23 protein-coding genes are annotated in these 25,350 nt (G+C 63.4%); 10 read left to right on the plus strand and 13 right to left on the minus strand.

Going from position 1 to position 25,350, the window contains the following annotated elements; all coding sequences use genetic code 11:
- Positions 1-51 precede the first annotated feature (51 nt).
- From ACFSCT_RS08135 to ACFSCT_RS08145, 3 genes are all read right to left on the minus strand, one after another.
- On the minus strand, positions 52-555 hold the full coding sequence (locus tag ACFSCT_RS08135; RefSeq protein ID WP_379141733.1) for a hypothetical protein: 504 nt from the start codon (positions 553-555) through the stop codon (positions 52-54).
- Positions 556-781: 226 nt separating this feature from the next.
- Positions 782-1,510: a DUF1868 domain-containing protein gene (locus ACFSCT_RS08140; protein ID WP_379141734.1), complete on the minus strand. Its 729-nt coding sequence runs from the start codon at positions 1,508-1,510 to the stop codon at positions 782-784.
- 2 nt (positions 1,511-1,512) lie between these two features.
- Entirely contained in the window at positions 1,513-2,673 is a 1,161-nt protein-coding gene (locus ACFSCT_RS08145; RefSeq protein ID WP_379141736.1) for an ROK family transcriptional regulator, read from the minus strand.
- A gap of 178 nt (positions 2,674-2,851) precedes the next feature.
- Between ACFSCT_RS08145 and ACFSCT_RS08150 the strand changes: the two genes are divergently transcribed.
- Genes ACFSCT_RS08150 through ACFSCT_RS08170 form a run of 5 tightly spaced genes read left to right on the plus strand, consistent with a single transcriptional unit; the run spans position 2,852 to position 7,956 of the window.
- On the plus strand, positions 2,852-4,156 hold the full coding sequence (locus ACFSCT_RS08150; protein WP_379141738.1) for an extracellular solute-binding protein: 1,305 nt from the start codon (positions 2,852-2,854) through the stop codon (positions 4,154-4,156).
- A gap of 60 nt (positions 4,157-4,216) precedes the next feature.
- On the plus strand, positions 4,217-5,098 hold the full coding sequence (locus tag ACFSCT_RS08155; protein WP_379141739.1) for a carbohydrate ABC transporter permease: 882 nt from the start codon (positions 4,217-4,219) through the stop codon (positions 5,096-5,098).
- Positions 5,088-6,017: a carbohydrate ABC transporter permease gene (locus ACFSCT_RS08160; protein ID WP_379141741.1), complete on the plus strand. Its 930-nt coding sequence runs from the start codon at positions 5,088-5,090 to the stop codon at positions 6,015-6,017. The genes ACFSCT_RS08155 and ACFSCT_RS08160 overlap by 11 nt, the downstream gene beginning before the upstream one ends.
- Before the next feature lie 2 nt (positions 6,018-6,019).
- The gene (locus tag ACFSCT_RS08165) at positions 6,020-7,114 is read left to right on the plus strand and encodes an ABC transporter ATP-binding protein (RefSeq protein ID WP_379141743.1); all 1,095 of its coding nucleotides are present in this window, start codon (positions 6,020-6,022) and stop codon (positions 7,112-7,114) included.
- Positions 7,111-7,956 (plus strand): inositol monophosphatase family protein, encoded by an 846-nt coding sequence (locus ACFSCT_RS08170; RefSeq protein ID WP_379141745.1) that lies wholly within the window; start codon positions 7,111-7,113, stop codon positions 7,954-7,956. The genes ACFSCT_RS08165 and ACFSCT_RS08170 overlap by 4 nt, the downstream gene beginning before the upstream one ends.
- 135 nt (positions 7,957-8,091) lie before the next feature.
- Here ACFSCT_RS08170 and ACFSCT_RS08175 read toward each other — a convergent pair whose 3' ends face one another.
- Both ACFSCT_RS08175 and ACFSCT_RS08180 read right to left on the minus strand, forming a co-directional pair.
- Positions 8,092-9,288 carry a winged helix-turn-helix domain-containing protein gene (locus tag ACFSCT_RS08175; RefSeq protein WP_379141747.1) on the minus strand — a complete coding sequence of 399 codons (1,197 nt, stop codon included), beginning with the start codon at positions 9,286-9,288 and terminating at the stop codon, positions 8,092-8,094.
- Positions 9,289-9,343: 55 nt separating this feature from the next.
- Positions 9,344-10,552 (minus strand): N-acetylglucosamine-6-phosphate deacetylase, encoded by a 1,209-nt coding sequence (locus tag ACFSCT_RS08180; protein WP_379141748.1) that lies wholly within the window; start codon positions 10,550-10,552, stop codon positions 9,344-9,346.
- 296 nt (positions 10,553-10,848) lie between these two features.
- Here ACFSCT_RS08180 and ACFSCT_RS08185 point away from each other — a divergent pair, with 296 nt between their 5' ends.
- The 3 genes from ACFSCT_RS08185 (at position 10,849) to ACFSCT_RS08195 (ending at position 13,535) form a co-directional block, all read left to right on the plus strand.
- Positions 10,849-11,304, plus strand: a complete 456-nt coding sequence (locus ACFSCT_RS08185) for a sugar dehydrogenase complex small subunit (protein WP_379141750.1) — start codon at positions 10,849-10,851, stop codon at positions 11,302-11,304.
- Between the two features lie 15 nt (positions 11,305-11,319).
- On the plus strand, positions 11,320-12,936 hold the full coding sequence (locus ACFSCT_RS08190; RefSeq protein WP_379141751.1) for a GMC family oxidoreductase: 1,617 nt from the start codon (positions 11,320-11,322) through the stop codon (positions 12,934-12,936).
- A gap of 167 nt (positions 12,937-13,103) precedes the next feature.
- Complete coding sequence (locus ACFSCT_RS08195) at positions 13,104-13,535, plus strand: EamA family transporter (RefSeq protein WP_379141753.1); 432 nt, start codon at positions 13,104-13,106, stop codon at positions 13,533-13,535.
- A gap of 118 nt (positions 13,536-13,653) precedes the next feature.
- Here the strand turns inward: ACFSCT_RS08195 and carB are convergent, their stop codons facing one another.
- The 7 genes from carB to ACFSCT_RS08230 form a co-directional block, all read right to left on the minus strand.
- Entirely contained in the window at positions 13,654-16,992 is a 3,339-nt protein-coding gene (gene carB / locus ACFSCT_RS08200; RefSeq protein WP_379141755.1) for a carbamoyl-phosphate synthase large subunit, read from the minus strand.
- A 390-nt stretch (positions 16,993-17,382) separates the two neighbouring features.
- Positions 17,383-18,168, minus strand: a complete 786-nt coding sequence (locus ACFSCT_RS08205) for a DUF1217 domain-containing protein (protein WP_379141756.1) — start codon at positions 18,166-18,168, stop codon at positions 17,383-17,385.
- Complete coding sequence (flbT, locus tag ACFSCT_RS08210) at positions 18,165-18,569, minus strand: flagellar biosynthesis repressor FlbT (RefSeq protein WP_379141758.1); 405 nt, start codon at positions 18,567-18,569, stop codon at positions 18,165-18,167. Before flbT ends, ACFSCT_RS08205 begins: the two co-directional genes overlap by 4 nt.
- Positions 18,566-18,937: a flagellar biosynthesis regulator FlaF gene (gene flaF, locus ACFSCT_RS08215; protein ID WP_379141760.1), complete on the minus strand. Its 372-nt coding sequence runs from the start codon at positions 18,935-18,937 to the stop codon at positions 18,566-18,568. The genes flbT and flaF overlap by 4 nt, the downstream gene beginning before the upstream one ends.
- Before the next feature lie 79 nt (positions 18,938-19,016).
- Complete coding sequence (locus ACFSCT_RS08220; protein ID WP_379141762.1) at positions 19,017-20,228, minus strand: flagellin N-terminal helical domain-containing protein; 1,212 nt, start codon at positions 20,226-20,228, stop codon at positions 19,017-19,019.
- Positions 20,229-20,401: 173 nt separating this feature from the next.
- Entirely contained in the window at positions 20,402-20,725 is a 324-nt protein-coding gene (locus ACFSCT_RS08225; protein ID WP_379141763.1) for a hypothetical protein, read from the minus strand.
- Complete coding sequence (locus tag ACFSCT_RS08230) at positions 20,722-21,129, minus strand: rod-binding protein (RefSeq protein ID WP_379141765.1); 408 nt, start codon at positions 21,127-21,129, stop codon at positions 20,722-20,724. Before ACFSCT_RS08230 ends, ACFSCT_RS08225 begins: the two co-directional genes overlap by 4 nt.
- Between ACFSCT_RS08230 and ACFSCT_RS08235 the strand changes: the two genes are divergently transcribed.
- Together ACFSCT_RS08235 and ACFSCT_RS08240 are read left to right on the plus strand one after the other, a co-directional pair.
- A complete protein-coding gene (locus ACFSCT_RS08235) occupies positions 21,086-22,828 on the plus strand; it encodes a flagellar hook-length control protein FliK (protein ID WP_379141767.1) in 1,743 nt (580 codons plus the stop codon). The two genes, ACFSCT_RS08230 and ACFSCT_RS08235, sit on opposite strands and share 44 nt — an antisense overlap.
- Positions 22,829-22,840: 12 nt before the next feature.
- A complete protein-coding gene (locus ACFSCT_RS08240; RefSeq protein WP_379141769.1) occupies positions 22,841-23,521 on the plus strand; it encodes a flagellar hook capping FlgD N-terminal domain-containing protein in 681 nt (226 codons plus the stop codon).
- 296 nt (positions 23,522-23,817) lie between these two features.
- Here the strand turns inward: ACFSCT_RS08240 and ubiB are convergent, their stop codons facing one another.
- Complete coding sequence (gene ubiB, locus ACFSCT_RS08245) at positions 23,818-25,350, minus strand: 2-polyprenylphenol 6-hydroxylase (protein ID WP_379141770.1); 1,533 nt, start codon at positions 25,348-25,350, stop codon at positions 23,818-23,820.

Here is a 25,350-nt window from a genome sequence, read left to right on the forward strand (position 1 = left end):
TTCCTCGGCTTCATTGATATCACGTCCATCCGTCTCTGGATCCGCCATTTGTCAACATGACCTAGGGTTGCCAACGAACCCAGTCGCCGAAACGACCGTGATTTTTTGCAGCGTTTTGATCTGGTCCAGCGCGTCACGCGCGGCTGCAGACGGGCGCAGGAATATGTCGCCATTGCTTAGCTGCACAACCACGGCAGGATAGCTTGAAGTCGTCCCGTCCGGGGTGAGAATGTCGATTTGCACGACGGCAAAGTAGTTCAGCGTGACATTGGTCACGGGCTGACCCGTCGTCGGAGAGGTATAGTCGAATACCGAGTCGGGGGCAGAGACCCCTTTTTGTTGCAGGTGGTATTTCGGCAGAAACCATTCGCCAGGTCGCGTTGAGTTGCTGGAATAGGTCGTTCCCGTCAGCTTGGTCGGTATGATCTCTTTGGAGCCTTCCCGGGTCAGCCCCACGACGCTCTGGATTTCCGCATCAGTCGGAGGGGTTCTTGTGTTGGAGTTGAGCGCACTCTGATTGCCCATCCAAAGCCAGTCGACAGTCGAGGTTCCCATGTCAGTCAAAATCCTACACTATTTACCAAGTCAGTGCAGATACTTCCCCCATTCTTCAGGTAAAAGAGGCGGCCCTCGATAACGCCGCGTAACGCGCATGTATCGCGCCGATATGGTCACATGTTTACGATCACATGTTCGGCAAGCTACGGCGGCCTGGCTGTTCAGCACACGGCGCAACGCGCCACTGTCATGCGCTTCGTCGTTGGTCGGTTTCGGCTGGAAATTACGCCAGGGTTCGGTATTCCAGCATGGTCTGGAACGAACAAAGCTCCGGGGTCGGAAAGCGTATCGTTGCGGCCTGCGGTGTGAGCCGTTCGACCGCCGAGGCGAGGATCCGGGCCAGCGCCTGCTGATCGTCCGGGGTCAGCCAGTCGCGCAGATAGGCGATCCCAAGGTGGAACTGAAAACCGTCGTGGCCCGGGCGCCGAACCTGAAAATGGCTGGCCAGATCGTTGCGCAGCGCACGCATCTGCGCCTCGGTTTCGGCGGTTCGCGGAATCAGATGAAAGCCCAATGCCGCGTTGTCGATGACCAGATCACCCAGCCGCATATCGAAATGAAGCTGCTCGATGCCCGGAAACTGGCCAAGCCGGCGGCGGACGAAAGCATCGCAGTCATCCATCGAGGCGTCCATCGCAAGATCGGCCGGCCACGGGCCCGGCGACCGCATGGCGTCGTTGGCGATGCCGAGAATGGTCATATGCATGCTCGACGCCGGTAACACGGCAAGCTTGGCGGCGACCGGATTTGCGCGCAGGCTGTCGAGAAAATCCGAAACCCACCCATAAAGCGGATGCGCCGCCGGCAGTCGGGACAGGATCGTATTGCCACGGTAGATCAGCGCGCGACCGTCGGCCGTGAACTTGCTGCCGATTCCGGTGGGGACGGCCGGCTTCCGGGCGGCCGTGTGGTCCGAAAGCGTGATGGGCGAAAGATCGGACGTGCCGGACATGATCAGTAGAATCCTTCCTTCAGAGGAACCATTGCGGCGCCGATGGCCGAGGCGGTGCCGCCAAGCTGCGAGATGATGAATTTCGGGCGCGGGGCGGCGACGCCATAGCGCGCCTCGCTGAAGATGCGGATGCCGTCGATCAGCATCTGGGCCAGCGCGGGCGGGATCTGCCCGCCATAGACGATGGCCTGCGGGTTGATCACGGCGATGATGGCGTTGACCATGCGGATATGGGCGGGCTGGACCTTCTCGATCCATTCCCGGACGCCGGGCCAGTTCGGGTCGAAGCGTTCGCGCAGATAGGTGATCGAGGGGATCTCGACGCCGTAACCCGCCAGATGTTCGACCAGCAATTGCAGGGCCGGACGCAGCGGGCGGTCGGTTTCGTCGAACATGCCACCGAATTCACCGGCATTGCCGAAGCCGCCGGTCAAAAGCTCTCCGTCATGGATCAGCCCGCCGCCGAAGCCGTAGTTGAACGACAGATAGGCGAAGGTGCGCACGTGATTGCCGATGCCCATCATGTTTTCCGCCAGCGCCGCGGTATTGCCGCCGTTGTTGACCCAGACCGGCTTGCTGAAGCGCGCCGACATAAGCGGCCCCAACTCGATCAGCGACCAGTCGTGAAGCGGCAGGGCGGCGTTCATCTGGGTGCCCCCGACGTGATAGCCCGCGATGCTAAGGCCGATGCCGAACAGCCGCGATTCGTCCAGGTTCAGCTCGGCCCCAAGGGTGGCGATGACCGCGCGGATGCGGCCCAGTTCCTCCTCCATGCCGCGATCGCGGGGCATCGCGCGCTCGGCCAGGATCCGACCGGACTGATCCATCACGCAGATGTCGATGACGTTCACATTGACCGATATGCCCACCGTATAGGCATGGGCGCCGTTCAGCCGCAGGGTTGGGCTGGGCTTGCCGCGGCCGGTGCCCGGGACGGGCGGCCCCATGGCGACGATACCGCGCGCGCATAGCCCATCGACCAGCCGGTGAATGGATTGCTGGGCAAGGTCGGAATGCTGGGTCAGTTCGACCCGCGAGATGCCCGGCTGGCGCCAGATCTGGCGCAGAATCTGCCGTTCGCTGCCGGTCACCGTATCGCGAATCGCCGATCCGTCGGTTTGCTGCGTGGGCGCGGCGGGAAGGGGCGGTTTGCTGGCTGACATGCTATTTAATACGCATATTGGATATTAAAATAAGAGTAGCCCAGGAAATCCGTGCTGTCGACGGAAGAATTATGCTTGACTCATGGCCCGCTGTCATAGTTTTGTTACTCATCAAGGATGATAAATCGGCGTCTTGATGATGGCCTCCGGTGCTGCCGGCGGTCAATAGGAGGGTTCGATGAAACCAGTCACTTTGCCTTTTGCCGCCGCCCTGCTGCTGGCGGGCATGGGCCCCGCAGCGGCCGTGGATTTCCAGTTCTGGTACGGCAATACCGGCGCGGCCGAGACCGCGATCCAGAACGCCTGCGCGGCCTTCAACGACAGCCAGACGGAACACAAGATCACCTGTGTCGGGCAGGGCTCCTATGACACCGCCATGCAGAAGGCGATCGCGGCGGTTCGTGCGAAACAGCATCCGGTGCTGATCCAGTTCTTCGACGCGGGCACGCTGGACCTGATGCTGTCGGGCGCGGTCGAGCCGGTGGCCGAGGCGCTGCCGGACGTCGACTGGAGCAATTATGTCACCGGCGCGAAATCCTATTACGAGACGTCCAAGGGCCAGCTTTATTCACAGCCCTATAACGCCTCGACGGTGGTGTTCTACGGCAACAAGGAAATGATGGCGAAGGGCGGGATCGACGCGCTGCCCCAGACCTACGAGGCGCTGGTCGAGGCGCTGCGCAAGCTGAAGACCGCCGGCGTCGAATGCCCCTATGTGACCGACGGCCATCCCTGGCGGGTGCTGGAGCAGGTGGCGGCCCGCCACGGCGCGCCCATCGCCAGCCGCAGCAACGGCTATGACGGGCTGGACGCGGAATATCTGATCAATCAGGGCCTGCCGGCGCAGCATCTGACCAACCTCGCCGCCTGGCATGACGAGGGGCTGGTGAAGCTGGACCCCGAAACCCGCGCGGGCACGTTCAGCGATGCCTTCAACGCCGGCGAATGCGCCTTTATGGAGGCTTCGACCGCGAATTACAGCGCCGCCTACAAGGCGCTTGGCGACAAGGTTCTGGTCGGGATGGCCCCGGTCTATGAAGGCACCGAGCGCAAGAACACCTTCGTCGGCGGCGGTTCGCTGTGGATCATGAAGGGCCACGACCCCGAGGCCGTCGCGGCGGCCGGCGAATTCCTGAATTTCGTCCGCCAGCCGGAACAGCAGATCAACCTGATCCGTGAGGCGGCATTCGTCCCGGTCACCAACGATGTCATGGCGGTGATGCGGGAACAGAACCTGCTGACCGACCCCGCTTTCGGCTCGATCGAGGCTGGAATGGAATCGCTGAACCAGCCCGGCAACGAAAACAGCCGCGGCATCCGGCTGGGCTTCTATGTCCAGTTCCGCGACATCTTCAAAGAGGAAACCCAGCGCGCCTTCAGTGGCGAGCAGACCATGCAGGCGGCGCTGGACAACGCCAAGACGCGGGGCGACGAGCTGCTGCGCCGGTTCCAGCAGACCTATAGCGGCGTCGAACTGCCGTGATGCATCCGAAGGGCCGCCCCGATCACCGGGCGGCCCTTTCACCCATGTAAGAGGCCGGTCATGCCCCCTTCCTTCGCCGGGCGCTGGACGCCGTTCTGGCTGTCGTTGCCGATGCTGCTGATCGTGGCATTGTTCTTTTATATCCCGGTCTACCTGTCATTCTGGTGGTCCTTCACGCTGGAGCGTCCCTTCGGCGGTGGTTCCGAGTTCGTGGGGTTCCAGAACTATGCTCGGGTGCTGAGCGACCCGATCTTCTGGGATGCGGCATGGCGGACGCTGGTTTTCATGGTCTTCGGCTCGACTCTGGCGATCATCGTGCCGCTGATCCTTGCGCTGGCCGCCGACCGCATGGTGCCGCTGTCGAACACGGCGCGGAACGTGCTGATCTGGCCAAAGGGGATCGCGGGGGCGTCCATCGGCGTGGTCTTCGCCTTCATCTTCAACCCCTTCGTCGGCATCATGGCGCCGCTGAACGGGCTTTTCCCCGGCCTGTGGAACCCCGGCAGCGACGGAACCGACGCCTTTATCATGCTGCTGATCGCCCATGTCTGGAACGGCATCCCGTTCAACTTCGTGATCCTGCTTGCCGGCTTGCAAGCGGTGCCGCGCAGCCTGACGCAGGCGGCGGCCATCGACGGGGCAAGCCCATGGCGGCGGATCCGCGATGTGCAACTGCCGATGATCGCGCCGCAGCTGTTCCTGACCTTCGTGCTGGAATTTACCGAATCCGTCGTCTCGGCCTTCGCGCTGATCGACACCATGACCCAAGGCGGCCCCGGCGGCGCCACGCGGCTGCTGGTCTATAAGATCTATCAGGACGGCTTTAAAGGCTATGACCTGTCGGGGGCGGCGACTCAGTCTGCGATCCTGATGGTGTTCGTACTGTGCCTCGCCGCCTTCCAGTTCCTGTATCTTGAAAAGAAGGTGCGTTATGAGCGGTGACATCGTCGAGAACACCCGCGGCATCGACCGTACCGCCGGCATCGTGCTGGCACTGGGGCTTTTGTTCATCCTCGGGCCGCTGGTCTTTACCCTGATCACCGCCAGCCAAAGCTATGACAGCTTTGTCCGCTCGGGCATCTCGCCGGTGCCGGGGACGCATCTGATCGAAAACATCCGCCGCCTGTTCACCACCACCGCGATCCCGGCGCAGGTGGTGAACAGCTTCATCGTGGCGCTAATGGTGGCGGGCTTCAAATGCGCGTTGGCCTTCGTCACCGCCTTCGGGCTGGTGTTCTTTCGCGTGCGCTATGCGGGGATCGTATTCGCGGTGCTGATGGGCACGGTGCTGCTGCCGCTGGATCTGCGGGTCGTCACCACCTATCAGGTGGTCTCGAACGTCGCGATGCCGGTGAACGGACTTTTGAACGCCACCGGCATCAACGCGATGATCGCGGCTTTCTTCGGCGCGCCCGTTGATCTGCAACTGAATCTGCTCGACAGCTATCCCGGCATCGTGCTGCCGGCGCTGGCGACCGGAACCGGCGTTTTCATGATACGGCAGTTCTTCCGCACCCTGCCGGGCGATCTGGTCAAGGCGGCGCAGATGGACGGGGCGGGCTGGTTCCGTTTCATGATCGACATCGCCCTGCCGCTGGCGCGCACCAACCTGACCGCGCTGTTCATCCTGATGTTTCTGGGCGGCTGGACCATGTATCTGTGGCCGCTGCTCGCCTCCTCGACGCCGGCGATGCAGACGGCGGTCGTCGGCCTTGCCCGGTTGTCACCGCAGGGCGACGGACAGGTGCCCGATTATCCGCTGATCATGGCCGGGGCCGTGGTCGTGTCCATCCTGCCGCTTCTGATGATCGCCTTTCTGCAGCGATTCATCGTGCGCGGCCTGACCCTGACGGAGAAATGACGATGCAGGCCACGACAGGGGCAGAAATCCGCCTCGACGCGCTGACCAAATCCTATGGCGACAACCTTGTCCTGCCAGGTCTCGACGCGACCCTGGGCGCGGGCGAGTTCACCGTGATCCTCGGCCCCTCGGGCTGCGGCAAGTCCACGCTGCTGAATCTGCTGGCGGGGTTGGAGCGGGTGACCTCGGGCCGCATCCTGATGAACGGGCGCGAGGTGCAGGATCTGGCGCCGCGCGACCGGGGCGTGGCGATGGTGTTTCAGAATTATGCGCTCTACCCCCACATGACGGTGGCCGAGAATATCGGCTATGCGCTGAAGATCGCCGGCGTTCCGCGGGCCGAGCGGGACCGCCGCATCGCCGAGGCCGCGCGATCCGTGGCGCTTGGCGACTATCTGATCCGCCGACCGGGCGAATTGTCGGGCGGTCAGCGCCAGCGCGTCGCCATCGCCCGCGCCATCGTGCGCGAGCCTTCGGTCATGCTGTTCGACGAACCCTTGTCGAACCTTGACGCGCAACTGCGCCACGGCACCCGGATGGAGCTTGCCGCCCTGCATCGCCGCATCGGTGCCAGCAGCATCTTCGTCACCCACGATCAGGTCGAGGCGATGACCTTGGCCGACCGCATCCTGATCCTGAACAAGGGCCGGATCGAACAGTTCGACACGCCCGAGGCGATCTATCGCCGCCCCGCCTCGACCTTCGTCGCGGGTTTCATCGGCGCACCGCCGATGAACCTGCTGGACGCCATGGCCGAGGACGGACAGGTGCGGCTGGCCAGCGGCAGCGTGCTGGCGCGGGGCGAGGTAAACGGCCCGGTCACCGTCGGCATCCGCCCCGAGACCATCCGCCTGAGCGATGCGGGCGAGCTGGTAGTGGTCGATTACGTCGAGGATCTGGGCGGCCATCACGTTCTGGCCGCGCATCTGGAGGACGGGCAGCCGCTGCGCATCATGACCCCGCCCGAGCGCCGCCCCGAACCGGGCGAGCGTCTGCACGTCTCCTTCGCCGGGGCGCCGGTCCATCTGTTCGACGCGGTCACCGGCCGCCGGCTGGCCGATCCGGCCCCGATCCGCAGCGAAGGGGTCTCCGCATGACCCTGTCCGATGCCGAGCGCAGCGCCCTGATCGAGGCTGTCCGGCGCGCTGCGCGCGATCATGTGCTGCCGCGTTTCCGCGCGCTGTCGCCCGCCGACATCGCCACCAAAAGTGCCGCCGACGATCTGGTTACGGCTGCGGATCTGGCCGCCGAGGCGAGCCTTACCCAAGCGGTCGCGCATATCTTTCCGGGCGCGCTTGTGGTGGGCGAGGAAGCCGCCGCCGCCGACCCGGTTTTGCCGTCGCGGATCGCGGATGCCGATTTGACGGTGATCATCGACCCCGTCGACGGCACCTGGAACTATGCCAATGGCCTTTCGGTCTTTGGTATGATCCTGTCGGTGGTGCGGGACGGCCGGACGGTTTTCGGCATCCACTACGATCCCCTCAACGATGATTGGGTCGAGGCGGGTTTGGGCACCGGCGCCTGGTTGCAGCACAACGGCCGCCACCCTCTGCGCCTTGCACCCCGGCCACCGCGCCCGGCCAGCGAACTGTTCGGCATGATCCCGATCTGGCTGTTCGATGCCGACCGCCGCAAGGCGATGTTTGCCGCTGAACGCCAACTTGCCCGTGTCGGCTCGCTGCGCTGTTCCTGCCACGAATACCGGCTGCTGGCGCAGGGTAGCGTCGATTTCCTGCTCAGCGCCACCGCCAAATGCTGGGACCACGCCGGGGGTGTCCTGATCACCACCGAGGCGGGCGGCGCGGCCGAGATGCTGGACGGCAGCGCCTATCGGCCCGGCGAAAGTCAGGGCTCGCTGCTGGCGGCCCGGGACCGGGCGACGCTGGAGGCGGTGCGGGACCTGATTACGATGGTTGATCAGGCGCCGACCGGCTGAGTTCGCCCTTGCGGAAGGTCATCGCCATTTCCTGTTCGGGTTCGCATCCCGCAACACGCTCAACCCGGACAATCCTGCGCACCGGCGATTGGCCGGCCGCGTGTCGCGCAGGAACATGCCGGCAGCCAGCGGTGATCAACTGCGCAGCCAACCGTCGGTAAAATCCAGCCGGCTGACGTTGGTCAGGCCGGCCAGCCGTTCAAGCTCGGCCTTCAGCCCAAGATGCCGGGCCTTGCCGAACCTGACCCCGGACTCGGGCCAGAACGCGTCGATCCGCAGCGTGTCGCCGTCGCGTTTTGCGTCTATGCGCCCGATAAGCCGGTCGGCCTGCATCACCGGGAACACGTAATAGCCGTAACTTCGCCGATGTGCCGGCACGAAGATTTCGATGCGGTAGCGGAAACCGAACAACCGCTCGGCCCGCGCCCGGTCCCGCAGGGCGGGATCGAACGGCGACAGCAGGCGGACCCTGCCGGAGGGTTCGGGCAAAGCGGTGATCTGTTCAAGCAACGCCTCGGTCGAAAAGCTGCGGCGGCGCGTGCCGTTGGCGAGCTCCAGATCAATTTCGACGATCCGCCCGGTCGCAAGCGCCTCGGCACACCATAGTTGCGCCTCGGCCGGCGTGACGATGTCGAAAAAGGCGGCCAGCTCTCCGCTGGTGCCGAAGCCGAGCCGGTCGAGAGCCGCCGACATCGCCCAATCGACCGTTTCGGCCGCATCCATCTGCCTGCCCAGATGTTCCGGTGGGATCACCCTTTCGGCGAGGTCATAGAATTTCCGGAACCCCTTGCGATGACAGACCGCCAATTGACCCGAACGCCACAGATATTCCAGCGCCGACTTCGAGGGGTGCCAGTCCCACCAGCCGGACGAATTTCTTGGCTCTCCCTCGCCGACATCCAGCGACGAGGCTGCGCCATGGTCGGCGATGTGTCGCAGCACCGTGTCGATTTCATCGGCCCAGCCCTCGCGCCGCCATTTCGGCCAATTGCGGTCCATGCGCTGTTTGTCGCGGGCGAATTTCAGCCCCCACATCGGGTAGAATCGCATCGGGATGATGGCGGCGTCATGTGTCCAATGCTCGAAGGCCGCGCGGTTGCGAGCCACCAGTTGTTCAAGCGCCCGGGGCCGGTATCGCCCCCGTCGTGACCACAATATCAGATCATGTGCCCGTGCCAGCGTATTGACGCTGTCCAGTTGCACAAAGCCCAAATCGTCCAGCACCCCGACCAGATCGTCACCCCGCCCCGGCCCCGATCCGGGCCGGAGCAGAAGGTGCCGGTCCAGAAACAGCCGCCGCGCTTCGCGGTTACTGACGAACCTGCGGGTCATGGTCGCCGGTCCGCGCCCGAAAGGGCCGATCGTTGAGCTGTAACGACGGAATGCCTCATCCGGTGGTCGCTGCACTGCGGACCTGTCCGTCCTGGTCGAATGCCAGAATATCCGTCAGGGCCGAACAGCTGCGCAGATCCTCGTCCCAGACCACAAGATCCCCCAAAGGGCGGCCACGCAGCGCCGCCGCGTCGCGCAGGCCCATAAGCGCAGCGGGGCGGGTGATCGCCATGCGCAGCACCGTTTCGGTCGGCAGACCCAGCACATTGCGCGCCCGCGTCATCGCAGCCGTCATCCAGACATGGGCGCCCGCCAAGGCCCCTTCGGCATTGATCAGCCGGCCATCGGAGACGCGGATCGGCTGACCGTAAAGCGCGAACGCCTCGGGGCCGCCGACGGTGGGCATCGCGTCCGAGACAAGGAAAAAACGATCCGTCGCGCCGCTGACCGAAAGGGCGATTTTCAGCGTGTCGTCGCTGACATGATGGCCGTCGCAGATAAAGCCGACCGCCGCATCGCCGGCCAGTGCCGCCCCGACCATGCCGGGTTCGCGACTGCCGAAAGGCGACATCGCGTTGAAAAGATGCGTGAAACAGCTCGCCCCCGCCGCAAGCGCGCCGCAAGCCTGCGCAAAGCTGGCGTTGCTGTGGCCAAGCGACACGACGGCGCCCAGATCCGCGAGGGTACGGATCTGAGCGGGAGGCACGACTTCCGGGGCGAGGGTGATCATCGTCGGGATGTCCATTTCGCGCAGCCGCCGGATCAGGCCGAGCGTGTGATCGGACAGGGGCCGCAACACGGCGGCGGAATGGGTGCCGCGCTTTACCGGGCTGATATGCGGCCCCTCGATATGGATGCCGGCCAGCCCCGGCAGGCCCCAGTTGTCGCAGACGGCGGCGACCGCCGCCTCGGTCGCGGCTTCGGTGTCCGAGATCACCGTCGCCAATATGCGGGCGGTGCCAAGGCGGCGATGGGCATCGACCATTTGGCCTAACCCCGCGCGGGTCGGGCTGGTGTTGAACAGGATGCCGCCACCGCCATTGACCTGCAAATCCACCGCGCCGGGGGCGAGGATACCCGCAAGCGGACGCGGGCGGGTGGTCTGGGGCAGATCGGCGATGGCGGCCACGGCGTCGATCCGCCCGTCCGCGGCGTGGATCGCGTGATTGCGCAGGATCTCTCCCTCGGAGAACAGGCCGGACGGTGCGAACCAACCGCTGTCGTGCCGATCGGTCTGGGTTTCAGGCGGGTTTGTCATATCCATATACAGTCCGGTTTCACGTATCGCGGCAAGGCCCGGCGCTGGCGTAGGATCGTTTCCTGTCGCCGATCCGGATTGCCCCCGGATCATCCGCAGCCCGGCGCCGCCTGTCCAGATCGGCGGTGGACATCTTTTCGTATTTCCCCGAAACTAAAGGCAAATTTCCCGGAACCCCCAGCCTCTGGCGGCGTTCCACCATGTCGCGGCTTCGCCTTATGCGACTGCAAGGCGCGGTGTCTTTACGGCGGCGCAGCGTGGCGAGACCCGACACCAGCCAAATCGCTATGAGGAGAAAAGCCATGCATTCGCCCATCACCCTTTCCCGACGGAGCTTCGTCTCGGTCATGGCCCTGTTGGGTGCCGCGCGGATTGGCGGGGTGCCGCTGGCCGGACCCGCGACCGCCCAGTCCGCTGCCACGACCGCCATCGACTTTGACGCATTCATGGCCAGTTCCAAGACCTTGATCGGCGGTCTCGAGCCCGATGCGGACATGGGCAAGCTGGTTTTGCAAGGCTTCCTCGATCTCGGGATGGGTGACAAGCTGGCGGCGGTGGTGGCCGACCCCGCCAAGGAGGGCCAGACGGAAACGGCGAACCAACTGGTCGCCGCCTGGTATACGGGCCTTACGCCGGACGGCAAAAAGGTCACCAGCTTCACGGACGCGCTGATGTGGCCGGCGATGAGCTATACCAAGCCGTGGGCGGAATGCGGTGACGAATACGGCTATTGGGGCGATGCCCCGGCGGCGCAGTAGGGCGGAGGATCGAGCATGGCGAATGATATCACAACCGACGTCGTGATCGTGGGGTCCGGCGTATCCGGCGCCCTGGTCGCGGCGGAACTGGCCAAAGCCGGGATCAAGGTCACCATTCTGGAAGCCGGGGACGAAGTCGACCGCAGCACCGCGGTGGACACCTATTGGAACAACCCGATCAAGACGCCCGAATCCGCCTATCCGCTGGATGAAAACGTGCTGCACCCGGTGGTCGCCGATATCGGCGCCTATTACCAGCAGCAGGGACCCGACAGTTTCGGGTCCAGTTACATCAAGGTCGTGGGCGGCACCACATGGCATTGGCTGGGCACAAGCCTGCGTTTTGTGCCAAAGGATTTCCTGCTGAAAACGACCTATGGCATGGGTGAGGACTGGCCGTTCACCTATGACGATCTGGCCCCGTTCTATGATCGGGCCGAAGCGGAACTGGGTGTTTCCGGCGACGCGAAGGCCGATCTCGGGGCGCCCCGGACCGGCGATTATCCGATGCCGGCCATCGTTCAGACCTATCTGGACAAGGCGTTCGTCAAGGCGCTGGAGGGCAGCGCCTATCGCGTCGCGGCCACCCCGCAGGCGCGAAACTCGGTCGGTGGCGACCGGCCGGCGTGCTGCGGCAACAACAGTTGCATCCCGATCTGCCCGATTCAGGCCAAGTATGACGCGACCGTCCATCTGGCGATCGCCACGGGCGCCGGGGCCGAGATCGTGCCGCGCACCATCGCGACGGCGATCGAAGTCGATGAAACCGGCAAGGTTTCCGGCATCAAATTCACGCAATGGGACGGCACGACCGGAACCGCGACCGGGAAATTGTATCTGGTCGCGGCCCATGCGATTGAAAGCCCGCGGCTATTGCTGAATTCGGTCAGTGATCGCACGCCGCACGGCGTCGCCAACAGCTCGGATCAGGTCGGGCGCAACCTGATGGACCATCCCACCCAGCTTTCCTGGGCCCAGTCGAATGAGCCGCTTTTCCCCTATCGCGGGCCGCTGTCGACCTCGGGGATCGAAAATCTGCGCGATGGTGAGTTCCGCAAGGATCGCGGCGCTTTCCGCATCGAAATCGGCAATGACGGCTGGTCATGGCCGACGGGCGCGCCGATCTCGACCGCATCTGAGCTGGCGTTGAAGGGTATGCGCGGGGATGAGCTGAACAAGGCGCTGTACGACCAGACCGCCCGGCAGATCCGGCTGGCCTCGCTGGTCGAACAACTGCCGTCTCCCGAAAACCGCGTGACCCTCGATCCGGCCAAAAAGGACAAGTTCGGCGTTCCGCTGCCCCGGATCAACTATACGGTCGACGACTATGTGCGCAAAGGCATGGCCGAGGCGGTCAAGGCCCATACCGAGATTTTCAACATGCTCGGTGTCAGTGCCGTCTACCATTTCGACGGCTCGCAGGGCGCGGGTCACATAATCGGCACGCTGCGCATGGGGACGGACGCAAAGACCTCGGTCGTGAACGGCGATCTGCGCAGCCATGACCACGAGAACCTGTTCATTGCCGGGTCCTCGACCTTTCCGACTTCGGCAACGGCCAATCCGACCTTGACCATCGCCGCGCTTTCCCTGCGTCTGGCGGAAACGATGAAGGCCGCGATGAAGGGATAAGCCGCGAAATCCCGGCCCCGGCGCCTTGGCCGGGACCGGAAAGCCGGTGCCCGCGGTCCGTCCGGCGCGAAGGGCAGCGCCCATGAAGACTATCGGCCGGCGACCGTTGATCGGCACGGTTGCCGCCCGGCAAACCATATCGCTGCAACCAAACAAGGCATAACGGCATGAAATACGTCGATTCGTGGCAGTTCTGGGCCTTTCTGTCGGCCGGGTTCGCCGCGCTGACCGCGATCTTCGCCAAGATCGGAATCGAGAACGTCAACTCGGATTTCGCGACCTTCATCCGCACGATCATCATCCTTCTGGCGGCGGGTGTCATCGTGGTTGCGAGCGGCCACTGGCAGGCGCCGGCGAGCCTTTCGGCGCGCACATGGATGTTTCTGGTCATGTCGGGGCTGGCCACCGGTCTGTCCTGGATCTGCTATTTCCGCGCCCTGAAACTTGGGCAGGCATCGCAGGTGGCACCCATCGACAAGCTGAGCGTCGTCATGGTGGCCATCATCGCCGTGGCGTTTCTTGGCGAAAGGCTTTCCGCAGGCGCCTGGGCCGGTGTGGCCATGATCGCCGGCGGTGCGGTTCTTGTCGCCGTCAGTTGATGCCGCGACACCGCCGGCCCCCGGGGCGCGATGATGCAAAACCGCCCGCTCCGGCCGGGGGGGCGCGCGGATCGGCGACCGCGCCGCGTAAGGATGCCGCGAGGTGTTGCGCGCCGCGTCACGCCTGTAGCGACCGGACCCCGACCTCACCCTCTTCACGCGATTTGATCGCCGCCACCGCCGCGATACTGCCCGCCGCCGTGGTGAAATAGGGGATCTTGTCATACAGCGCGACCGCCCGGATCTCGCGCGAATCCGCGATCGCCTGCGCACCTTCGGTCGTGTTCAGAACCATCGCGATTTCATCGTTCTTCAGCCGATCGACGATATTCGGACGGCCTTCGTAGACCTTGTTCACTCGCTCGGCGCTGACGCCGGATGTTGCCAGAAACTCGGCCGTGCCGCTGGTCGCGACAATCGAAAAGCCCATGTCGATCAAATCGCGCGCCGCCTGAGCCAGTTCGGCCGTCTTGTCGGCATCCTTGACCGAGATGAAAACCCGGCCGGCATAGGGAAGATGCGTGCCCGCCCCCATCTGCGCTTTCAGGAAGGCGCGGGGGAAGTTGCGATCCCATCCCATGACCTCGCCGGTCGAGCGCATTTCGGGGCCCAGAAGCGTGTCGACACCGGGGAAACGGGCAAAGGGCATCACCGCCTCTTTGACCGAGAACCACGGGGTGTTCGGGTCGGCAAGGGTCAGCGGGTCGGCGAAGGGCAGATCATCCTCGGGGCCGACGCCCTCGGGATAGGGCTGCCGGGCGGGGAAGTTCGCCATCGGTTCGCCCGCCATCAGCCGCGCGGCGATCGAGGCAATGGCGCTGTCCGTGGCCTTGGCGACGAAGGGCACGGTGCGGGACGCGCGGGGGTTGACCTCCAGCACGAAGATCTCGCCGTCTTTCAACGCGAATTGCACATTCATCAACCCGACCACGCCAAGGCGCAGCGCCATCGCCGTGGTCTGACGCTTCAATTCCGCGATGGTCTCGGGGTCAAGCGTATGCGGCGGCAAGGAACAGGCCGAGTCCCCCGAGTGGACGCCGGCTTCCTCGATATGCTGCATGATGCCCGCGACGTGGACGGTCTTGCCATCGGACAGGGCGTCGACATCGACCTCGATCGCGCCGGACAGATAGCTGTCCAGCAACACCGGGTTTCTGCCCGATACGTTCACCGCCTCGGTAATGTAACGCTTGAGCTGAGCGTCGTCGCGCACGATCTCCATCGCGCGGCCACCCAGCACATAGGACGGCCGGATCACCAGCGGGAAACCGATGCGCGCGGCGATATCAAAGGCTTCCTCGTCGCTGCGCGCGATGCCGTTCACCGGCTGGCGCAGGTCAAGGTCGTTCAGCAGCTTCTGGAACCGCTCACGATCCTCGGCCAGGTCGATGGCATCCGGCGTCGTGCCAAGGATCGGGATGCCCTCGGCCTCCAGCGCATTGGCGAGTTTCAAGGGCGTTTGACCGCCGAATTGCACGATGACACCGTGAAGCGTGCCGTTCTCTTGCTCGACCCGCAGGATTTCCAGCACATGCTCCAGTGTCAGCGGCTCGAAATACAACCGGTCCGAGGTGTCATAATCGGTGCTGACCGTTTCCGGGTTGCAGTTGATCATGATCGTTTCATAGCCGGCCTCGGTCAGCGCGAAACAGGCGTGGCAGCAGCAATAGTCGAACTCGATCCCCTGACCGATCCGGTTGGGACCGCCGCCGAGGATGACCACCTTCTTGCGGTCGCTGGGGCGCGCCTCGTTTTCGACATCGCCCATCGCCGGGGCCTCGTAGGTCGAATACATATAAGGTGTCTGCGCCTCGAATTCGGCGGCGCAGGTGTCGATGCGCTTGAACACCGGATGCAGATCGAGCGCCCGCCGGGCGCGGCGAACGGCGGATTCGTCCTGCCCGCTGAGCGTCGCCAGACGGGCGTCGCTGAACCCCATCATTTTCAGTTTTCGCAGGCCGTCGACGTCACTGGGCAGGCCGTTCTGGCGCACCTCGTTTTCGGCCTCGACGATCTCGCGGATGCGGGCAAGGAACCAGGGGTCGAAGGCGGTGATGGCGTGGATTTCGTCATCCGTCATCCCGGCCCGCATCGACTGGGCGATGATCCGGATGCGATCAGGCGTCTGCTTTGACAGCGCGGCGATATAGGCGGCGCGATCCTGATCGCCCGCGCCTTCGATGGTGATCTCATCCAGGCCGGTCAGCCCGTTTTCCATGCTGGTCAGAGCCTTTTGCAGGCTTTCATGGAAGCTGCGGCCGATGGCCATGACCTCACCTACCGATTTCATCGCCGTGGTCAGTTCGGGCTTGCTGCCGGGAAATTTCTCGAAGGCGAAGCGCGGAATTTTGGTCACGACATAGTCGATCGAGGGCTCGAAACTGGCCGGGGTCACGCGGGTGATGTCGTTGTCCAGCTCGTCCAGCGTGTAGCCGACGGCAAGTTTCGCGGCGATCTTGGCGATCGGGAAACCGGTGGCTTTCGAGGCCAGCGCCGAGGAACGGCTGACCCGCGGGTTCATCTCGATCACCACCATGCGGCCGTCGGCCGGATTGATCGCCCATTGCACGTTCGAGCCGCCGGTTTCGACGCCGATTTCGCGCAGAACCGCGATCGAGCCGTTCCGCATCCGCTGATACTCGCGGTCGGTCAGGGTCAGGGCGGGGGCGACGGTGATCGAATCGCCGGTATGCACGCCCATCGGGTCGACGTTCTCGATCGAACAGACGATGATGGCGTTGTCGGCGCGGTCGCGCACGACCTCCATTTCATATTCTTTCCAGCCGAGCAGCGATTCATCGACCAGAATCTGGGCGACCGGCGATGCGTCCAGACCCGAACGGCAGATCGCCTCATAATCCTCGCGGTTATAGGCAACGCCGCCACCGGTGCCCCCCAGCGTGAAGGCGGGGCGGATGATGGCGGGCAGGCCGATCTCTTCCAGCGCGTCGACCGCCGCCGCGACGCCGGCGTTGATGTCATAGCGGCCATTGGCCAGTTTCGGGGCGGCTATGATCGTGGCGCGCGGGTTTTCAAGTCCGATCCGGTCCATCGCTTCGCGGAACAGTTTGCGGTCTTCGGCCATTTCAATGGCGGCGCGCTGGGCCCCGATCAGCTCGACATCATATTTGGCGAGGACCCCGGCATCGTCCAGCGCCAGCGCGGTGTTCAGGCCGGTTTGGCCGCCCATCGTCGGCAGGATCGCGTCCGGGCGTTCCTTGGCGATGATTTTCTCGACGATTTCCGGGGTGATCGGTTCGATATAGGTCGCGTCGGCCATTTCGGGGTCGGTCATGATCGTCGCGGGGTTCGAGTTGACCAGGATGACCCGGTAACCTTCCTCGCGCAGCGCCTTGCAGGCCTGGGCGCCCGAATAGTCGAACTCGCAGGCCTGGCCGATCACGATGGGGCCGGCGCCGATGATCAGGATCGACTTCAAGTCGTTTCTTTTCGGCATGGTCCAGCCCCGCAATTCTCTGTGGCAAATCGTTGGGGGTTATAGCCATGCCAAACCCGGACGCAAGGACATAGCGGCGGCCCGCGGGGAGAACAGGACAATCGGACCGAGCGGCAGCGAGATTTGGGAGAAGACCCGCGAGGCGCCGGCAATTGTCCGGCGGCGATGCGACCCAGTGTGCCTTTGCGTCAAAAGGTTGGAACGGTCGGCATCTGGACCGAGCGCCGAGGATGCGGCCATTCGTTACGATTCCATGTCACAGGTGCCATGTCACCGGTCCCATGTCGGGTCCTATCTCAGCGGTCGCATGTCCGATCCCATTTCAGACGTATCGCCAGCCCGGCGGCGGCCAGTGCTGTGGTGTTCGGACCGGGCAAGACTGGCGCCCGGTCACCCCTTCAGAATCGATAGTGCGGCCGAATAGGGCGACTGGGTAACGCCACCGGTAAGCTGCGACCGGACCAGATAGGTCTTGATGAGTTTGTCGAGGTTTTCGGGTTTCGAAAAACTGGCCACTTCGGACGAACCAAACATGCTTTGGGCTTTGTTCTTGAATTCGGCCAACTGCCGGTCGATCGGCAGCCTGGCATAGTTCGAGCCAAATCCGAATGCGCCCTCAAACACCTTGCGCAGCGGCGTGTTGCCAAGGATTTCGTACCATTTGGTATTGTCGCTGGAAGGTCGGGCGGCGAGGTTGGCCACCTCTCGCTGGGCGTTCAGTGCCAGACGCAGGTTCTGGTCTGTTTCGCCGACGCGCCTTTCGAATTCGCGGTCCAGATACTGGCTGAACAGCTTGTCGGCGAATGCGGCATCGGTGGTGTTTGGCGTGTCGGTATCGAAGGCGAATTCTCGCGCCATGGCCGCGTAGCGTTTGTCGGACAAACGGGCGGAAAAGGCGCCCTCACCCGTAACACCCTCCGCCAACACCTTCTGCACGAAGAATTTGTTCTTCTGATCAACCTCGAGGCCATAAGCCCCAAGGGTGACCTGCAGCAGCCGATAATCGCCGACCAACTGTTCGGCCGAGGCGATCGAGGGCAGTTTTTCGGCCACATAGGCCCGCGACCTGACGATTGCCGGCTCGCGCGACATTGCGGAAATCTGGGCGTCGCGCGTGCGTTGAAGAATTTTCCAGCCGGCGTAACCAGTTGCGCCGACCGAGACCTGAAAACTCATGGCTGGCCCAATGCGAGCAGCCGCGCCTCGCGTGGCAAAAGCAGACGCAGCTGCCGCATCGCCTGATAAATATTGCCGGAAAGGGCCGCTTCCGTTGCGGCGGACAGTATCTTCCGGCTGTCCGGGTCATCAAGCGCATGGGTCAGTTGTTCGATGCCGCTTAAAAGCTGGGATCGACCTTGAGCCGGATCCGCGTCGCCCGACAGAACCAGCTGCGCGATATAGCAAACCCGCGAGACCGGCGTTTGCGCCTGATCCGGGTGGATCGCGTCCTTGAGCCGCAGGATATTGGCGTTTGCGGTACGGATCGAGATCCTGGCGCGCTTATCGCCGTTTTCAATGACCGCACCGTTGATCAGCACCCGTTCGTTCGGCGCCAGTTTCAGAACAAGGCTTGTCATGACCGCCCCCCTTCGCCGCGAAGTCCGCGCATGATGGTCAGGTTGACGTCGATCAGCGAAGAAATTTCGGCGCCCTGATTCATGACCTTCAGCCCATGGCGAACCGAGAACAGGGCGAGCGACAAGAGCCCCGCCTTGACCTGATCGGGCAGCATATTGCCGGGATTCGACAAGTCGTTGGCCAGAATCGTCCAAAGATGGGAATTGGTGTGGACCGCGCGAACCTGTTGCTGAGGGTCGTTCTCAGCTTGGGCACGTTGCAACTGACGCGTTGCCCGCGCGAAGGCTTCGTATTCGTTATCCCGGTCGGTGCGCACTTCGGTAACCCCAAAGCGGCTATTCGGTTCGTGATGGACAGCTGCGTTCAACGTTCTGTTTCCCTGCATAAATCTTGGCTTCACTTAAGGTCGGGGCGCGCGTGGTTGCGCGCGCGCGCCCCGGTCATTTTCAACCGCGGAACAGCGAAAGGATGCTTTGCGGGGCCTGGTTGGCGATCGACAAGGACTGGATCCCCAGTTGTTGCTGGGTCTGCAGCGCCTGCAGGCGGGCGGACGCCTCTTCCATATTGGCGTCGACCATCGAGCCGATACCGCTTTTCAGCGAGTCGGTCTGTTTCGACAGGAAGTCGGACTGGATTTCGATCCGCCTTCCAACCGAGCCAAACGAGGCCGCCGCGTCGATGGCGGTCTGCATCATGCTTTCGATATTGGTAAGCGCGGACTGCGCACCGGCCGCCGTCGAGACGTCGATATTGGCAAGCAGGCCAAGACCGCCAGAGCCGGCATTCTTGAACTGCGCCGCGACCGTCAGATCGTCGCCACCCAGATTCGTCAACGCCAGCGCCCCCGGCGATGCACTATCGTAGTCGACGGACAGCCCCGAGATTCCCAGTTTGTCGATGGCATTTTTCAGGCCGATCGCAACAAGGTCCGCCGGGGTGGTCGCGGCAGCATCGGACGCCGTCACGGTATAGCTCGCGTTCTTGCCGCCAATCGACACCGAGATGCTGTCGCCCACGGCGAAGGTCACCGACGAGTCGATGACAAGGCCCTTCGCGGTCGTGTCATTTGCGTCAAGAAAGAACGATGCCGCATCCCCGGTCGCCGTTTGCCCTTCCGAGCCGGCGAGCGCCGCCTTGGCGGTGTAGGTGCCGATCGAGAGGTTTTGCGTCGCAACCGAAATGTTCGAGGCGGTAACCGTGCCGTTGCTGCGGTCGATGGACGAAAGAAAGTTGACCGATGTACCGGCCGAGCCGTCCAGCAGGTTCAGCCCGTTGATCTGGGCGCCTTTCACAACCGTCGCGATCTGGTCGCGCAAGGCGGTGACGTCGTTTTGCAGCTTGGCCGGGTCGTTGGTGGCGCTTTTGGCGTTGATGATGGTGTCGCGCATCTGGGTCAGCAATTTGGTGACCTGTTCGGCACCGGTACGCGCAAGGCCGACCGCTGAACCACCCAGGCTGAGGCTGCTGGAGATCGCCTGAAAGCCGCTGACATCGGCCTCCATCACCTTGGAGATCGCCCAGATTGCGGCGTTGTCCTTCGCCGTGGCGACCGATTTGCCGGTCGAAATTTCGTCTTGGGTCTTGGCCAGGTTGGTGTTGATTCCTTTCAGGGTCTGAAGGGCGAACATCGCACCGTTGTTGGTCAGAATACTGGACATTTTGTCCTCCTAATACGTGTTAAGCGCTTTGCGCCGTGAGATTTACCATGTCATGGTGTGCAAGGCCGTTCTGACCGTCCGGGGTTGAGCCCGCGTATTTCACGCCGAACCGAATTACCCTGGGAGTGATTAAGCCGTAGTAAATAACCGGCTGTCCGGCAATCGGCTTGTTTTTAAAAGTTGTGATTAATTTTACCGGTTACGCGGGGTGAGGTGGCGTGAATCGTTTCGCGCCCTGTCTCGTCGTAGGTTTTGAGGATGCCGGCGAGGGCGAGAATCTCGGTAACAGTCTCTTTCGCGCGCGCGTGGCCTTCGATCGCTGCTTCGGCCAAGCCGTGCAGGCGCCCGAGCTCTGACCGCAGCGCGGGCAATTGCGATGGTTCAAATTTTGTCTTTTCAAGGTGTTCCGATAGCTGCGTCAGCGACGCCAGCGCGGCTTCGGCATCACCGGAGATCAGGTTTTTGCGGGCATTGGCCAGAATCGATTCGGTGCTCATTTCGGGTCGCCGTCGTTCTTGATCAGCCGAAGGTCGATCGAACGCGAAAGATCCGCGGCGCGTTGCTGCAACAGGAATGATTTGAACTGATCCTCACCGACACCACCGCCGAATTCACCCGAATCTGCCGGGGTGATATAGGACAACATTTGTTCCAGAAACGCTTGTTCCAGCTTGTCCGAAACTTTTTGGGGCGCGGATGTTTTGGATTGGGCTATTAACGAATTATTCACCAGCATTTTGATTTTCACCGCATGATATGTTTGATGAGACGGAATTAGCATGCGGCGGTAAATATTTGGTAACCGGCGCATGGTAGCGAAGGGAAAGCACGCCGAATTTTCAACCTGGATCGCTATGATGATGCGTTTCGTTCCGCTCGATATCCTTTCGATCTCACCCATGCGCGGGGCCGGGTCTGTCGCAGCGCAACCTCACGGCGCGGAATTCGCCCTGCTTTTCGCGGATATAGATGCGGATGCGACCGGCACAACGATATCAACGGGCGCCGCGCCGTCGGTGCTTGGCGCGGAAGGTGATTCTGTCGACCGCGTGGGGGATGATGAAAACACTTATCAACGCGTGGATGACGATGAGCCGAAGGCGGAAGTTGGAAATTCCGATGGACCCGCAGGCCCCTTGCCACAGCCCGATATTGCGGTCGACCAGTTGCCCCGCGCTGTAGCGGTTGGCGCTGACGTTCAAATGGCCAGGGATCTCGGGGCGGATAGGGCCACGGGGGTGCCGCGGCTGCCGCAACCGTCGATCGGCGATGATGCGTCCGGTGGCGATTCGCTGCGGTTTCCGATGACCGTGCCGCCGGCGCTTTCGATGATGGCTGAAGGCGGGGAGGATCATGGAGCACCAGCTCGCGTTGGGGATTTCAGCAATGTGATTCCGGTTGCAGCGGTACCCAAACCGGCATCCGCCGAACCTCAGCCCACGCATCCGCAGCTTGCGGACGGCGCGACGCGTGAGGTTGTCGGCCACATCGGATCAACAGCGGGCCGAGACGTTGCGATCAACATCGTGGAGCGTCCCGTCGAAGCCATTGAAAACCGTTCTACACCGGACGTTGCGGCGTCCGATCGCGCGAGCGCTGTACGGGAACCGTTGGACAGAATGCTTCAGCCTGCCGTCCGCCAAGCGAATAGCTCGTCGGTTCTGGATCGACAGAATGCTTTTCCCGTCGCGGCCGTGTTGGACGTTGTGAGCCACCCCAGCAATCATGCGGCCGGTCCCCCCGAGGCCGAAAGGCTCGTCGAACCCGCAGCTGAGGTCGAATCGCGGGTGGAACGGGGAGCCCGGTTTGAGAGCGTCACGCCGCCGATGGGGCCGGGCAAGCAGAATCTCCGACCGGACGAATCGCGCGCGCGCATCGCAGTCTCGCAGCCGCACCGCGGCGATTTCGAAAGGACGAACTTCGCTCGGCCACCGGCAACGCCAGGGCCGGCGGACATGATCGCTGTTTCGCGAACCGAAGCGGCGGCGACGGGGGCGGCGATGACCTCCGAGGCCGAGGTGCCTGGCGCCGAGCCCGCGTCCTCGCGCGAGCCTGCCGATCCCGATAGGCCGCCCATCTCGCCGCAGGATGTCGAGGCCGCTGCGTTTTCGGCGGACCGGGCGGATTTGACCGATCCGGCGTTGAAAATGACGGCCAGCCAACGTTCGCACGCCGCAATCACCGTCGTTCATGCGCCGCCCGGCGCAGCGGTCCGTGATCAGATCGCCCACGCGATGCGCGAAATGAAGGACGGCAGCGTCGAGCTTATCCTCGCGCCCGAAGAGCTGGGCAGCGTGCGTTTCGTCATCTCCCAGACCGAGCGTGGTCCACATCTGGCGGTCACCGTTGATCGCCCCGAAACTCTGGACATGATCCGCAGGCATGCGGACGATCTCCTTCGGGATCTGCGCGATCAGGGGCTTTCCGGCGCCGGACTCAGCTTTCATCATTCGAATAACGGTCAGGGACGCGGCCCAGGCGCCGAAACCGCGCAGAATACCGGTTCCACCGAACCGCCGATCGCGGCGGCGCCTGCACCGGTTGCACCACGGCAGGGCCGGCCGATCACGCCGGGTGCCGGCATAGATATCAGGATATGAAGGGCGATTGATATGGGCGTTACGCCAGCAAGCGGCATCAATGCCGGTCCGGGTCAGACGAATGCAGCGGCCTCAGCGAAGGACAGTAAAGCCGCAGCCGGGTTTGCCGGCGGCGATTTTGAGACTTTTCTGAAGATGCTGACCACGCAATTCAAGAATCAGGACCCCCTGAACCCCATGGAGGGTTCCGATTTCGCGGTGCAACTGGCGACCTTCTCGGGGGTCGAGCAGCAGGTCCGCACCAATGAACTGTTGCAGGGCTTGGCCGGGCAGATGGGAACGACGCTGCCGCATCTGACCGGCTGGATCGGAAAGGAAGGCAAGGCCGCCGTCCCCATGACCTTCACGGACCGTCCGCTCACCTTGGATATCCAGCCCGCGTCGGGTGCCGATTCGGTCATTCTGGTGGCGGTGAACGCCAGCGGTAAAGCCGTGAGCCGTGAAGAAATCGGAACCGGCAGTGGCAAGGTCGAATGGTTCGGTCGGGATCAATCGGGCAAAAAACTGCTCGATGGGCAATATGCCTTCCGGATCGAAAGCTATTCGAAGGGCAGCCTGCTTTCGACCTCGGACGTGCCGGTATACGGCCTTATCAATGAGGCCGAGGTTGTCGATGGCCAGGTGCGGGTCACCTTTGCCGGCGGCAGCACGGCGCCCGCGACAGCGGTCACGGGGCTGCGCGACCCGCTGTGAGCATCCAAAGCGCGCCGGGTTTTTCAAATCGCGTCGGGTCGAATGGGACGATCGGCCGGAAACACTCCCGATCCGAAACGGATATTCGCGGGCAACGGCGCTTCGGGCCAAAGCCCCCGGATTCGGCAAGTTCGCCCTTCAGCTTGCCTTTTCTCCTTGGCGAAGGTGCATCCGGCCTCTCGCCATCGAAGGACGACGTGCCCCGACAGGAGCTTGGGGCTCGAACCAACCAGCGGGTCCCGGGGGTGCGGCGCCGCGGTGTCAGCGCCGCCTTGCGTCACAAAAGCCGCCCCGCATCACAGAAACAGCAAACGCGCCAGCACCGCCCCCGCGGCGACCAGACCGGCCCCCAGCAGCGCGGATCGCCACGAAAACGGGTTCTGCGCTTTCGGCTGGGTGTCCTCATCCCGCATCCGCCAGATCGACCGCTCGATCAGTTCCGGCAACAACGGCCCGTTGCGCGAGATGGTTTGCGCGATCCGGCCCAGATCGCGGGCCATGGCGCGGGGACCAAGACTGGCCTGGACATATTCCTCGACCACGGGCTTGGCGGCCTGCCACATGTTGATCTGCGGATAAAGCGAACGCGCCACGCCCTCGACCACCACCATGGTCCGTTGCAGCAGAATCAGCTCGGTCCGGGTCTGCATTCCGAAACGTTCGGTCACCTCGAACAGATAGGACAGCAGATTGGCCATCGAGATGCGGCTGGCGTCGGCGCCGAAAATCGGCTCACCCACCGCGCGCAACGCCCGCGCGAAATCGGTGATATTGCGGTCGCGCGGCACATAACCCGCCTCGAAATGAACGCGGGCGACGCGGTCGTAGTCGCGCTGAATGAAGCCGAACAGGATCTCGGCATAGACGCGGCGGGTGTATTCGTCGATCTCGCCCATGATGCCGAAATCATAAAGGACGATCTCGCCCGTGGGGGCGACCTTCAGATTGCCCTGATGCATGTCGGCGTGAAACAGCCCGTCCCGCAGCGCATGGGACAGGAACATCTGCAAGACATTCGTGGCCAGGGCCTGAACATCATGGCCGGCGGCCTCGATTGCGGCGACATCGCCCAACGGAATCCCGCCCGCCCAGTCCGAGGCGAGGACACGACGCGCCGACAGCGACCAATGCGGTTTCGGCACGATGAGCCCGGGATCATTGCGCGTATTCTCGGCGAACTCCGAGCCCGAGGCAGCCTCGAGCCGCAAATCAAGCTCTCCCGCCACGACCGAGGCGAAATGATTGACCACATCACGCGGCCGCAAGCGCCGACTGGCGGGCGACAGGGTCTCGATCAGGCTGGCGCCGAAATAGAAGGCGTCGATGTCGCGGCGGAATGCGGCTTCAATGCCCGGGCGCAGGATCTTTACCGCGACTTCCTGCCCGGTGTCGGCGCGGCGTGCCCGATGGACCTGCGCGATCGAGGCCGCGGCGACGGGTTCGCTGAATTCGGTGAAAAGCGCGTCGACCGGGGCTCGAAGCTCGGACTGGATCACGGCGCGGGCGACGGGGGTCGGAAAGGGTGGCAGCCGGTCCTGAAGCACGGTCAACTGGCCGGCAAGCTCGGTTCCGACCACGTCCGGCCGCGTCGAAAGAATCTGCCCGAATTTGATGTAGGCGGGGCCAAGCGCGGTCAGCGCGCGGGTGACCGGGGGCAGGTCGGGATCGCCGGTATAGCCAAGCCACGCGAATGGCCAGCCGATGACCCGCGCCGCGATCCGCAATCCGCGCGGCGCATCGACCGCATCCAGCGCCACACGCATGGCGCCCGTCCGCTCGAATGTCGCGCCGGTGCGAATCAACCGCCAAAGGTTATGGGGACCGCGCAT

This window comes from Paracoccus pacificus, from assembly GCF_042680785.1.
Taxonomy (GTDB): domain Bacteria; phylum Pseudomonadota; class Alphaproteobacteria; order Rhodobacterales; family Rhodobacteraceae; genus Paracoccus; species Paracoccus pacificus.